Below are 11,282 nucleotides of genomic sequence, written 5' to 3' on the forward strand. Positions count from 1 at the left end.
GCGACGACGACAGGGTTGATCCCTTCCGAGCTTCGGGCGTGGAGGGCAGTATCATGCCGTTGCAGCGTGCCTCCTGCTGGTAAGACAAAGGTCGGAAAGGCCATCACTCCATGACGAACAATTTGGGCAAACAGGCTTCTATGGCCAGGCACAGGCAAGAAGACTGGGACGAGGCCCGCGAGGCCTACCTGCTCGAACATGCTCCCGGCTTGAAAGACCACTATGCAGCACAGCAGAAAGCCTTCCTTCGGATCGAAGAGGACACGCGCTTGCGCTAACCAGATCCGACGCCGGACGACATCGCCGCGGCGCAAGCTGCGGAGGCCGCCCTCCCGTCCAAGAAGAGACCGCCCTCCCGTCCAAGAAGAGAACGGAGCTTCAACTGCGTCGCAGCTTCGTGCCTCTGGCAGTGCACATTCCAAGCGAGATTAGACGCAGCAGGAAGCGCTTCATTCAGCGACATCAGCGAGCCTGGAACCGAACGAACCCGATCCCTCTGACACGGGAGCTCGAGCGAATTCTCACGGCAGGGTTCAGAAGGACTTATGGGCCGTGACAGCCCATAGGGCAGGGAACGTGGACGGCAACGTACAGGGGCTCGTTGCTGTTACATAGCAGGTGCAGCCACTATGGCAGTTCGTCCCAGATTTGATCAATGAGCCGAGAGAGCGTCCAATGGGATCACCTGAACGGCTCGGCCGGAGCCATCAACAATCTCCAGGCGCCATCCCCGCCACTCGTCCGAGGCTGAGGGAGCCTGAGCCCGAAGCTCCTCGACAGCCTCTAGGGCGGAAATCACCGCCGCCTGGAGACTGGACACCTCAATGCCCTCTTCATCACGGATCATGTTAGCGCCGTCCGTGAGGTTGAAGTAATAGCGTGCTGGAGCCGCAAGAGCCCGTGCGCCCCCTGTCCAGGAGCCAGGCGATGGTATGCTGGTGCTAAGACCGTCGGTTGACACAGGCTTGCCTTTGATAACAGTTGTCACGGATCTTGTCGCCTTACTGAACTGCCGAATGGGAGATGTCATCGAGCTCCACCCAGCCGGTACAGGTCGGGAGTTCGGGAATGAGGTAGGCGCGGCTTCCTTCAACGCTCGCAACCCGGCACGCGTATGTTCGCTGATCTCCAGGGGGACGGTACAGGACAAGACTTCCAGCCGCGACACGTTCTGACAAGACATCCTCTGAGCTGGCTGTCGCGCCTGCTTGGCACGGCTTATCGGCATCCGGCGCGGAAGCGATGTTTTGCCTACCGGCCTGAACACGTTCGAGGGCGGCAATGGCCAGACGGGCTCGATCCCGATAGCGATCCATGACGAGTTTGACAGGGCCGTGCTCTATCCTCGAATGCGATACTGCTGGCGAATGGGCCGGAGCCTTGGAGGCGGGGATTGGCGTTCTGGGCTTGAGGGGGCAGCACGATCCCGGAGGTCCTCATGTCGCTCCACCCGACCCCATGCCGAGATGTCCCGGCCGCAACGGCAGCGATCGCTTATGCTGCATTCCCGCATGGCAGTCCCTATCTGCGCCTGCGTGACCACCTTGGGACGATCTTCTCCGACACCCAGTTCGCGCCTCTCTTCGCCCCTTGCGGACAGCCAGCCGAATGCCCGTGGCGACTGGCGCTGGTGAGCTTGCTCCAGTTCGCCGAGAACCTGTCCGACCGGCGGGCGGCCGATGCTGTCCGCGGTCGCATCGACTGGAAGTATCTGCTCGGCCTGGAGCTGACCGACCCTGGCTTCGACGCTTCGGTTCTGAGCGAGTTCCGCGGCCGTCTCGTGGCAGGAGGCGCGGAGGAGCATCTGCTCGATACGCTGTTGGCGCTGTGCCGGGAGCACAAGCTGCTCAGTGCTCGGGGCCGGCAGCGCACCGACTCCACCCATGTCCTCGGAGCCGTCCGCTTCCTGAATCGCCTCGAATGCGTGACCGAGACGCTGCGGGCTGCCCTGAATGCCTTGGCGATAGCGGCCCCCGCGTGGCTGCGCGCTGAGGCCGATCCGGCCTGGCTGGAGCGATATGACCGGCGGGCTGGCGATCACGAGGTGCCGCAAGGCGAGGCGAAGCGGCGTGCTCATGCCGAGCAGATCGGTCGCGATGGTCATCAGTTGCTTGCGGCCATCATGGCTTCTGGCGCGCCGATATGGCTGCGGCAAATCCCAGCCGTTGAGTTGCTGCGGCAGGTCTGGCTTCAGAACTTCTGCCTTATCGACGATGCTCCGACCACAGGGACTGAGGCGCCCCTTCGGGTGCGATGGCGGACTGATCAGGAGGGGTTTCCACCCTCCTTGCTGATGGTCGCCTCGCCCTACGATCCGCAGGTTCACTACGCCAGGAAGCAATCAACGATCTGGATCGGCTACAAGGTGCATCTGACCGAGACGTGCGACGAAGGCGGACCACACTTGATCACGCATGTGGAGACCACGCCGGCACCCGTCGTCGATCGCGACGCTCTCGAGGACATCCATGCGGCGCTCGAAGCCAAGGGTCTGCTGCCCGATATCCATCTGGCCGATGCCGGTTATGTTGCGGCTGACCAGCTTGTCGCCAGCCGGAAGAAAGGCGTCACGCTTTTAGGGCCGGCTCCCAAGGATTATCAGTGGCAGGCCCGGTCAGGCGAGGGCTTCACGGTGCAGGACTTCCTCCTCGATTGGGACCGGGAAGTGGCGACCTGCCCGGCAGGGCATCAGAGCAAGAGCTGGAGTCCCGACTTCCATCAGGGGCGCACCGCGTTCAAAGTTCGCTTCTCGACAACAGATTGCCGACCTTGTCCTTTGAAGACACAGTGTACCCGAAGCGGGCGGCGACTGCTCACGCTACGACCACGCGAGGAACACGAGACGCTGGAGGCGGCTCGCCAGCGCGAGGAGCAGCTTGCCTTCTCAAAAGAGTATCGACAGCGCGCCGGCATCGAGGGAACGATTTCGGAAGGCGTCCTGCATCTGCGGCGCTCGCGCTATATCGGTCTCGCCAAAACGCATCTGCAACACGTGCTGACGGCGGCTGCCATGAACCTCATCCGGCTCGGGGCTTGGTTGGCTGACACGCCGCTCGCACGCACCCGGCAATCCGCATTTACCAAGCTCATGATGGCTACCATCCCAGCATGATGAATTCGCCAGCAGTATCGAATGCCAGGAGAGACCACCCGCTTTTGCAAGCTCGGCCGCAACAGCCTCAACTTCATCCTCGGTCATGCGCACCCCGGCTGTACTTGGCTACTACCGTTAAGTCCTAGGGGTCCTTTCCTGTTCCGCCCAACGATGGTGACATTCTGCGGCGAAAAGTCTCTATCCCAGGATTATTAGCACCGAACCTGTGATAGAATTGGTTGAGGTGGCTCATCCCGAGAAGTAGTCGGGACGGCACGGCGACGTTGGGCGGCCCGACGAGACCATCCCGACGCGGGAGGGGTACTATCCCGGCAGGAAAGTGCCGAGGCCCTCCGTCGCCAGGACCTGAATGCGGCACATGGAATGCGTACGGATGGCCCAGGTGCTCCGAGAGGATGGCCAGCCTGATTTCGCGCTACTCGCGACGGGCTGCATCACAACCACGACGCTAAGGGCGGGCGCTATCTGCACTCCAGCGACGGCAACAACGCGGAGTGAGGGACGGACATGGATGGTCTCTCTGCGGGAGCCTGATCAGGGAGTCGAGAGATAGAGGAGGGCGGTCCCGGCTGATGTGGACGGTCTGCAGGGTCGGTGCCATTAGGGATCTCCACTGGCCTGGACGGCCGAACTGCTCGAGGATTTGCCCTGGACCAAGAGACCGGCTCCCTTCAGAGGGATCGAGCACGACTTTGCAACCCTGGAGGAGGTGTGCGCCTGGCTCGGCAATCCGCCCGTGCAGAGCAACTTCGGGCGCAGTTCGACAGCTCGCTGACCTCGGACAAAATCCTACAGGGCGGGCTCACAATTCCCAACGAGGATGCATGGGACTCAAACTGTGTGGTTCAGATTGGATGGATATCCGACGGGTGCCGCCAGACGGTCATGACCAGCAGTGCACCTTTGCAAGCTGTTGGAGTGAGAGCGCTCCAATTGCAATTCTTTGATCAGTTGCTGCCGCGCACCTACGCGCCAGCCTGACCCGCAAATTGCTACTTCTCGCGACCGTCCTTGATTTTTGCCGCACTGTTTTGAGGAATTATTGACCAAACACCAGCGGGGCACTGTGATTTGTCGTGTTCCCGACAGACGCCATACATATTTTCCCAGATGATGGAGCAAGGGGTGTAGTGTTCCATAGGGGTGGAGAGTGACCGATCAGAAGACCAGTCGCACGACGACCAATGGGAATGGCGTTGGGCTCGATGCTGCTTTAGAGGATCATCCTCTGATAAGGTCTCTTTGCTTCCTATTGAAAGAGCTCGATGAGCAGCATGAGCGGGAGCGGCAGAACCTCAACATCACGTTGCCGGATACGAGCGTGAAGGATCGCGCTTTGGCGATGCTCGAGTCCCAGTATTTCCAACGGCGGGAAACCTATCTCCGAGAATTGACCGCTCTGCGTGAGCGCTCTTGATGACAGCAACCCTCATCAGGATGCAAGTTCCCGAACCGTGCAGGTTTTCCACGGATGAGAGCGCCGTGTTGTGGCGGTTCCAAGACGGGATGCCAACAGACACGATTTCATCGGAGCTCGGCTTAGCGGAGCCTATCGTGAAGGAATACATCAAGGCGATCTTGAGGAAAGTCCGTCCGGACGGGACAAATCTGAGCGCCACTGGTGGAACAGATGAACAGTCGCAATCGACCCTTTGCCACGATCGTGATCGATCTATCGGTTCCGATCCCACCGTTAACTGGCCTGTCCAAGCTGACCGGCAGGCCAACCACCCTGTGCATCCCTCTCTACAGGACCGATCTGCTATGGCGACCATGACCGATCCTCATCACCTTCCGAAGACCAATCTCGTGGCGCACCGCGGGTATCAGATCCGCCTCGGCCAGAGCAGCTTGGAATGGATCGCCTTCGTCGCACGGCCCAAGCAGCGCCCAACCGTGATCATGGCTCCGGAGCGGCAGGCTGTCCTTGCCAAGGCTTATGAGTGGGTCGACCTGCAGCTTGCCTCTGGTCAGACCCCAGAATGACCTGGCGCCTGGTGCCTATGACCTCTTCTTGGATGACAATATCATTGCCAGCGCGGTGAGGAACGGCTCACGACAGCCCTACACCTGGGTCGCCGAGTTGCTGGAGGATTTGCCGCGCAGCAAACGGCCCTGGCCACTCCGAGAGGTTGAGCACGACTTCCCTTCCTTGGAGGAATTGTGTGTTTGGCTCGGTCATCCAACGGTGACGACCAACAACCGGCATAGCATATCTCAGTGTGTGTGAGATGGCGAAGCCGGATGAGGACGACCTGTTGCAGGTGGACCAGCAGCCGTGGGTGCGGCGCGAGCCGTCCATGAGCATCCGCCTTATCGGTCTGGCGACAGCACTGGCCGGCATTGCGGTCACAATCTATCTGGCACTGCACTGGCTTTAGAGAGCCACGCCAGGGCTCGCGCATTCAGGCGGAATGGCAGATACGCCCTGAGTTTCCTAGGGCGCCGGTGGAGGGTAAAGGCTCCGCATCGTCTCGGGCTGATACGCAACATGCCCGGTGACGCCATCGTGACTTGAGCGCGTAAACATCCGGTTCACGCGTTGAGGAACTCAGAACCGAAAGCCAGCGCCCGCACCGCGTCCTGTTAGAAGCGGCCGAACCAGAGGATCCGAGGCAGGGTGTTCCTCCAGATCGGGAGCCGCGGGCGCCTGAGCGCTCGATGATACGGGCCGAGCCACCACCGACTGGGACGTATCTTGCGAGGTGCCAGCCATCGATGGTGGTGGCGGGACGGCCGTGCGGGGAAGAACGCCCGGGCTCCCGATCTGGAGGAACACCCCGTGAGAGTGGCGCACACCATCAGAAGCACGCATGATGTGGCAAAGGCTCGCATGCATAATCTCCAGCTGTAGCATCGGCCATGAAAAGCGCCCCGGCTGAGACGCTGTCTGAGGCCTCAATCGGAGCGCCGGTGTGCCAAGGGAATGACACACCTTGGAAGGAGGCTGCTCAGACCGATTGACAATGGCAGCACTGGCAGCGGACTTTCCGCGTCCGGTCCGGATAGCAGCAGAACCGGAGGTCCGCTACTTAGGTTCAGGAGAGATGCTGAGCAAAATGCTTGTTCATCTCGAACATGCTTACTTTGCTCTTGCCGCCAAATACGGCTTGGAGCTTTGCGTCGGCCAGGATCTCACGCTTGTTCGCCGGGTTCTGCAGATTGTTGGACTTGATGTAGTCCCACACCTTGCTCACCACTTCAGTGCGGGGCAGCGGAGCCGAGCCAACCACAGCCGCCAGTTCAGTCGAAGGCTGCAGTGGCTTCATCAGGGCCGGGTTCGGCTTCTTGGCTGCTTTGGCTTGTGACATTGTGAAACTCCTCGAGTACGCCTCACTGCCAGCTGCAGGGGCAAGAGGGGCGGGACCATGGCCAGCAAGAACTGAACAGTTCCTTAACCCCGCCATGGACGCGACGATGTCTGGAGAGTGGTTTCAGATGAAAAGCTCCAGATCGTCACCATCCGCGCCTTTTGCCTTGGGACTTTGCCATCATCTGCCGCATCGCTTCCTCTGCCCGAGCCCTGGCTTCATCATCATGACTGAGGTTGCGCACCTCTGACTGTTCGTCTTGCTGATGCATACCATTCTTGCGCGCCCGCCACTGCTTTGCCTGCGCGGCAGTGGCAGCTGCGTTAGCCAGCTTCTCAAGCCTATCGAGATGTGGCGTACTAGCCGCCCCCTTGGTGTCAGGTTGTCCGTCCTCTTGCTCCAGGTGTTTAGCCATACGTTCGTTTCCTCACGATGAAAGTCATCAACTGCGCCAGAATGTTACATGCTTCCATTTCAGGGTGCATCGGTTAACTTCGCCTTAACCATAAAGGTCCGAGGTATGCCGATGCGAAAGATCCAACATAGCTTGATAGCTATCGCTATCCTCGGAGGGCCATCCACTATCATCCTCGCGCACCAGAAGCTCACGGAGACATTGCCGCAGGAGGCGTCCGGACCAGTTGATGTCACTGCGGTCGTGCAGCGAGCTATCCGAGAGCGTGGAAGCCCCGTGGCCTGTCAGATCCTCACAATGCGATGACTACATCCGGTCATTCGACGAATGCGCATCCCGCAAGAACGAGTGCGACCCGCATTCTGTTTACGAGGTCTTGCTCAAGTTGAGTTTCACACCTTCAGATCGCGGCCACGAAACTTCGCCAAAGCCACTCTGAGGACCAATCGGCGCTGCGACCTGGCGCATGCTCGGGCGCTCTTATCGCATGTTTCGACTGGAGCGCATTAACCAGACGTTCACCACGTCCTCCCACACAGTCCCTCGGTCTGACGAAGTCGCGATGAGCGCGGAACCATGCTTCCTCCAGACTCCAGACCATTGATGTCTGCCGGTTGAACGGACCCTCATCGCCGGATGCTCGCGCATCTGTGTCATGCTTCGGGTCGCAACTGAGCGCTCCATTTCATGATGCTGTCATCACTTTCTGGGAGAGCCAGGAGGCTAACCCAGATTGTCTGAGCAAACGTCAGGCACTCGCGCCCGATGCCTGCTTTTGTTCAGCCACTGCCGGGCCACATTACCCGGTTCAAGTCAGACAAAGCACAACGTTGGGAGGCTCAGATTCGCTATGCTTGCACGTCAATCTGACGTCACCGTCCTGGCTCGTCACGAGCCTTCACCGATCCCTGTTTCTACGAGGAACCGTGCTGCAAATCCTCCAGATGACCGTTGGCGAGACATGTTCACGATCAACGACGCCACGACCGCAGCGATCAACATCCTTGGGGCAATCGATGCGCTTGAGTCTGCCTTGGATTGCCGGCGCCTCGATGCCAATGTTGTCATGACGACAGACCAGAAGCGGGAACTGCTGACACTTGGGATCAGAGATTCGCTGCTCATTCTCGGGATGCACCGCAAGCCACTGCCGAAAGTTCTGTCGTTGCTCTCGCTACGGATGGCAAACTCCCATGGAATTTCTGGCACGAAGGCGAGCGCGGCCTTGCATGAATTCCGCCTGGTGGAGGAACTGGCCGAAGGATTGTCTGCACCGGCGGCGTGCGCCGCCTAACAAACTCATCACAGGATTGGTCCGGCGCAAGCACATGCCGGGCTGCCGCTAGGACCGTCTCTCATGGAGGTGCCTCGCGCGTACTGTTCCTCCCGACCAAACACTCGTTCAGAAGTAATCAAGACGGCCAGGGGCAATATATGACCTGACGGGGCTAGTCTCGGCAGCAGAATTCTGATATTGAAGCTGCCCTGCGGATCGTCCGCCCGTTTCACAGCCACAGCCAGAGGAGGCGTTACATGTCCATGCGACTTTGCACGTACGAACGCGCCGCTCTCCTCGTCACAACTTTAGCTGCTGGTGGCTCCGATGAATCCGACCGTCTTCCCTCTGCCCTTTGTAGGGTTCGCCTTCCGCTTTGAACTTGTTCGCGTTCCGCGCAGGCCTGCGAACGATCGCAGGCGGCTTGTGGTAACAAGCGAACTCGAGCAAACACTGCGTCACGAGCTTGAGCAAGCGCTGCGTCACGAACTCAGCCCGTATATGCTTCGCGATGTTGGCGTTGACCGCAGCCGAACTGACTGACGTTTCGGCTGCAGTGCTGTCCAATGATCTCGTTCGGAACTGACAGTGTGCGTCACCACACATCGGTTTGTCATGGGCGAATCTACATGGATCGTGCGATGCCGGAACACATCGCACGCGCCCGAGCGGGAGGTCTGGTGCTCAGCCTCCCGCCGGGGCATTTCGTACTTGTGCACAGCGTCCGGTTGAAGGTCCGGCATTCCTGGGGCATTATGGCAGCCGTGGTGTTGCAACCGGCATCACAAAAGCGCCCTGACAGTGAGCTCCGCACGGCTAACTCTGTCAGGGCGTTGTCATGTGTGAGCGCCTTGCTGTCATTGCTGGTGACCCTGTACTCAGGTTATGTTCCCCTGAGACGAACAACGCGTCGCATTTTCCGCTCGGGCTGTAGCAGGTCGAGCACCTCTCACCCCGAGTCAGGCATGAGAGGCGGAGTTCGGCAAGCCTACGCTGATCCCTGGTTCCTTGACATCGAGCTTACCGATTCCCAAGGCGGATCAACAAGGCGAGGTCTTGAGCTCAAGCCCGACGGCTGAGCGGAAACCATAGTGCGGGGTTCAGGGTTGCCTCCCTCTTTCTCTGCCATGTACGAATAAGAAGTTCCTCGATCCCTTGCATTCCCTGGGTTTCATGACTGTTCGCCGCCGCTTTCTCCTCACCCCGTCCTTCGCCCGCCTGATTCGGCGTGAGAGGGGTGGGCTGCGCCACGTCGAGGGCTTCTTCGCCGAGCAGCAGGATCGCTCCTCCTGGGTTCGCCTGGAAGAGGGGAGGGGCTGGCTGATCCTCAAGACGGTTGGCCAAGGCGGCGAGGCCGAGGACCAGACCGACATTCCAGTGGGTCATGCTCACGCGCTGCTCGATGTCTGCGCCGGCGAGGTCGACTACACCCGGACAGCCCTGCCGATCGGTGAGGGGCATGCCCTGGTCGACGAGATCCTCCGGCCCCGTGTCCTGCACCTCGTCACCGTGGAATTCGCTTCTGAAGCGGAGGCGAGGGGTTCTGTCCATTAGAGTGGTTTGGGCCTGAAGTGACAGCGGATCCTCGCTATACCAATCAGGCCATCGCCCTGAGAGGTCTCGATAAGGCGCCAGAAATCCCGCTGTCCGATGCGGCGCTCAACAGCCTGATCGATACTCTGGAAGGCCACCTCCCGACCCAGGCGCGGCTGGCCGTCAATCGGCCCAAGGCCAAGCAGGTGCCGGTGACCAGGGCCAAGGCACAGGCCAGCGGTGAAGCCGTCAAGGTCAACCTCGACGAGATCGAGAAGGCGATGAGGCGCGAGATGGAGAAGACACTCCAGAAGGGCAAACCCGAGTAAGGGACCGGCTGGGCCGATGCCTGACGCCCGCTTGCCCATCCGGCACCACCTGGTGCTCTATCGGCGTGATCCGGAGCAGGGCAGGGCCCGCTACTTCAGCCTGATGATTGAACAGGACCTATTCGGCACGATCCGACTGGTCCGGAACTGGGGCTTCGTTGACTCCAAGGGTCAGGAGGAGATCGAGATCTTTCCTGATGAAGCCAAGGCCGCGGTCGCGCTGCAAACTTGGGCAGAAACCCTGCGCCGGAAGGGCTATGCGGACCTGTGACGAGGCTACATAAGGCTCCAGCCGGTCCAGACGACCCGTCCCGCCGCCTCAATCCAGCTATTCCGCACCCTGGAAGTCGCCTGTGCCCGTAAGTACAAGATCAACCAATCCGCAGCCGATTTGATCGGGGAAGGCTCGCTGCGCTGGCCTAGGCAGCGTGTCAGCTTCTGGATGAACCAGCGTCTGGCCTGGCGTTTCGCGGACTGCCTCATGACGACCTCCTAGCGCCGAGCAGAGGGGGTATCAGAAACCGAGATGGTGACCTTCTGACCAGTGCACAGATCAAGGATGGTGAGGGTCATAGAATCCTCCTGCGATTGACCCTAGCATCGCTCGAAACCACCCATCCTTCTGTGGCAGTCGTCACACAGGTCCTTTGTGACTTGGCGCACAGCCATTCATCGGCGACACGGCTAGATTGAAGGGGTGACTTGTGTTCCTCCCTGACCTAAACGCCTCGGCTCGGTTCCGAGGCGTTCTTTTTTGGCCACGTCGTACAGATGGGCATGAGCCAGGTTGAACCATGCCAACGGCATTTCACTCACGCCTGCCCCTTTCCAGCAGCATGCCTTGATAGCCATCGCGGCTCTCTTTAGGGGAGGGCCAAGCGGCACGGCCACCGGAAATGCGATCTCAATGAGGAGCGCTGAAATTCCGTACCAATGAGCGCTGCCCTTGTATCGTCAGCACTCCACCGGCCACAAAGTCCAGCCTGACATGCTCCGTCCGCTCAAGCGCGACCGACAGTATCCCGGACCGGAAGCCCGGCTGTTCCCACGTTATGAGACGCTCTACAGACTTTGGATTGTTGTCGTTCGATGGTTTCGGTGCGATTGGCCGCTTGTCGATCTGTCGCTTGCACATGGGAGCCCCCCTTTCCCTGTGATCCACTTAACGCACCAACATTGTCCGAAAGTCGCGTCACCAATGGGAATGTGGCAGGCTGTGAGGAGCTCCACCGGCGAGCTCGGCAAAGGGCTGGGCTCAAACCATCTTGTTCTGGGCTGAAGCCCGTGCCGCTTTCGTAAAGAC

General features: G+C 60.0%; 13 protein-coding genes. 9 read left to right on the forward strand and 4 right to left on the reverse strand.

Annotation, left to right across the window (positions count from 1 at the left end; translation table 11 throughout):
* Nucleotides 1-140: 140 nt before the first annotated feature.
* Entirely contained in the window at nt 141-278 is a 138-nt protein-coding gene (locus ACS5Q1_RS37695; RefSeq protein ID WP_473103049.1) for a hypothetical protein, read from the forward strand.
* A gap of 374 nt (nt 279-652) precedes the next feature.
* Here the strand turns inward: ACS5Q1_RS37695 and ACS5Q1_RS37700 are convergent, their stop codons facing one another.
* Nucleotides 653-988, reverse strand: coding sequence for a DUF6894 family protein (locus tag ACS5Q1_RS37700; RefSeq protein ID WP_473103050.1), 336 nt, complete (start codon nt 986-988; stop codon nt 653-655).
* Nucleotides 989-1,438: 450 nt separating this feature from the next.
* Between ACS5Q1_RS37700 and ACS5Q1_RS37705 the strand changes: the two genes are divergently transcribed.
* From ACS5Q1_RS37705 to ACS5Q1_RS37720, 4 genes are all read left to right on the forward strand, one after another.
* Nucleotides 1,439-3,112, forward strand: coding sequence for an IS1182 family transposase (locus tag ACS5Q1_RS37705; protein WP_473103051.1), 1,674 nt, complete (start codon nt 1,439-1,441; stop codon nt 3,110-3,112).
* Between the two features lie 1,153 nt (nt 3,113-4,265).
* The gene (locus ACS5Q1_RS37710) at nt 4,266-4,532 is read left to right on the forward strand and encodes a hypothetical protein (RefSeq protein WP_473103052.1); all 267 of its coding nucleotides are present in this window, start codon (nt 4,266-4,268) and stop codon (nt 4,530-4,532) included.
* Between the two features lie 347 nt (nt 4,533-4,879).
* Nucleotides 4,880-5,101, forward strand: a complete 222-nt coding sequence (locus ACS5Q1_RS37715) for a hypothetical protein (RefSeq protein ID WP_473103053.1) — start codon at nt 4,880-4,882, stop codon at nt 5,099-5,101.
* 245 nt (nt 5,102-5,346) lie between these two features.
* Nucleotides 5,347-5,496: a hypothetical protein gene (locus tag ACS5Q1_RS37720; RefSeq protein ID WP_473103054.1), complete on the forward strand. Its 150-nt coding sequence runs from the start codon at nt 5,347-5,349 to the stop codon at nt 5,494-5,496.
* Nucleotides 5,497-6,153: 657 nt separating this feature from the next.
* On the opposite strand, the gene ACS5Q1_RS37725 is transcribed toward ACS5Q1_RS37720, so the two are convergent.
* The gene (locus ACS5Q1_RS37725; RefSeq protein WP_473103055.1) at nt 6,154-6,426 is read right to left on the reverse strand and encodes an SWIB/MDM2 domain-containing protein; all 273 of its coding nucleotides are present in this window, start codon (nt 6,424-6,426) and stop codon (nt 6,154-6,156) included.
* Nucleotides 6,427-6,571: 145 nt separating this feature from the next.
* Nucleotides 6,572-6,841 carry a hypothetical protein gene (locus ACS5Q1_RS37730; RefSeq protein WP_473103056.1) on the reverse strand — a complete coding sequence of 90 codons (270 nt, stop codon included), beginning with the start codon at nt 6,839-6,841 and terminating at the stop codon, nt 6,572-6,574.
* A gap of 961 nt (nt 6,842-7,802) precedes the next feature.
* Between ACS5Q1_RS37730 and ACS5Q1_RS37735 the strand changes: the two genes are divergently transcribed.
* The 4 genes from ACS5Q1_RS37735 (at nt 7,803) to ACS5Q1_RS37750 (ending at nt 10,250) form a co-directional block, all read left to right on the forward strand.
* Nucleotides 7,803-8,135, forward strand: a complete 333-nt coding sequence (locus ACS5Q1_RS37735; RefSeq protein WP_473103057.1) for a hypothetical protein — start codon at nt 7,803-7,805, stop codon at nt 8,133-8,135.
* Between the two features lie 1,155 nt (nt 8,136-9,290).
* A complete protein-coding gene (locus tag ACS5Q1_RS37740; protein WP_473103058.1) occupies nt 9,291-9,671 on the forward strand; it encodes a CYTH domain-containing protein in 381 nt (126 codons plus the stop codon).
* A 17-nt stretch (nt 9,672-9,688) separates the two neighbouring features.
* Nucleotides 9,689-9,979, forward strand: coding sequence for a hypothetical protein (locus ACS5Q1_RS37745; RefSeq protein WP_473103059.1), 291 nt, complete (start codon nt 9,689-9,691; stop codon nt 9,977-9,979).
* Nucleotides 9,980-9,995: 16 nt separating this feature from the next.
* Entirely contained in the window at nt 9,996-10,250 is a 255-nt protein-coding gene (locus ACS5Q1_RS37750; RefSeq protein WP_473102459.1) for a WGR domain-containing protein, read from the forward strand.
* Nucleotides 10,251-10,663: 413 nt separating this feature from the next.
* Here ACS5Q1_RS37750 and ACS5Q1_RS37755 read toward each other — a convergent pair whose 3' ends face one another.
* Entirely contained in the window at nt 10,664-10,831 is a 168-nt protein-coding gene (locus ACS5Q1_RS37755) for a hypothetical protein (protein WP_473103060.1), read from the reverse strand.
* Nucleotides 10,832-11,282 lie beyond the last annotated feature (451 nt).

The sequence above is a fragment of the Microvirga sp. GN3 genome (genome assembly GCF_055792825.1).

Coding starts and splice junctions, on each gene's coding strand:
- ACS5Q1_RS37725 (WP_473103055.1), bottom strand. CDS start 6,426: ATGTCACAAGCCAAAGCAGCCAAGAAGCCGAACCCGGCCCTGATGAAG.
- ACS5Q1_RS37740 (WP_473103058.1), top strand. CDS start 9,291: ATGACTGTTCGCCGCCGCTTTCTCCTCACCCCGTCCTTCGCCCGCCTG.
- ACS5Q1_RS37705 (WP_473103051.1), top strand. CDS start 1,439: ATGTCGCTCCACCCGACCCCATGCCGAGATGTCCCGGCCGCAACGGCA.
- ACS5Q1_RS37755 (WP_473103060.1), bottom strand. CDS start 10,831: ATGGCTATCAAGGCATGCTGCTGGAAAGGGGCAGGCGTGAGTGAAATG.
- ACS5Q1_RS37695 (WP_473103049.1), top strand. CDS start 141: ATGGCCAGGCACAGGCAAGAAGACTGGGACGAGGCCCGCGAGGCCTAC.
- ACS5Q1_RS37735 (WP_473103057.1), top strand. CDS start 7,803: ATGTTCACGATCAACGACGCCACGACCGCAGCGATCAACATCCTTGGG.
- ACS5Q1_RS37720 (WP_473103054.1), top strand. CDS start 5,347: ATGGCGAAGCCGGATGAGGACGACCTGTTGCAGGTGGACCAGCAGCCG.
- ACS5Q1_RS37730 (WP_473103056.1), bottom strand. CDS start 6,841: ATGGCTAAACACCTGGAGCAAGAGGACGGACAACCTGACACCAAGGGG.
- ACS5Q1_RS37715 (WP_473103053.1), top strand. CDS start 4,880: ATGGCGACCATGACCGATCCTCATCACCTTCCGAAGACCAATCTCGTG.
- ACS5Q1_RS37750 (WP_473102459.1), top strand. CDS start 9,996: ATGCCTGACGCCCGCTTGCCCATCCGGCACCACCTGGTGCTCTATCGG.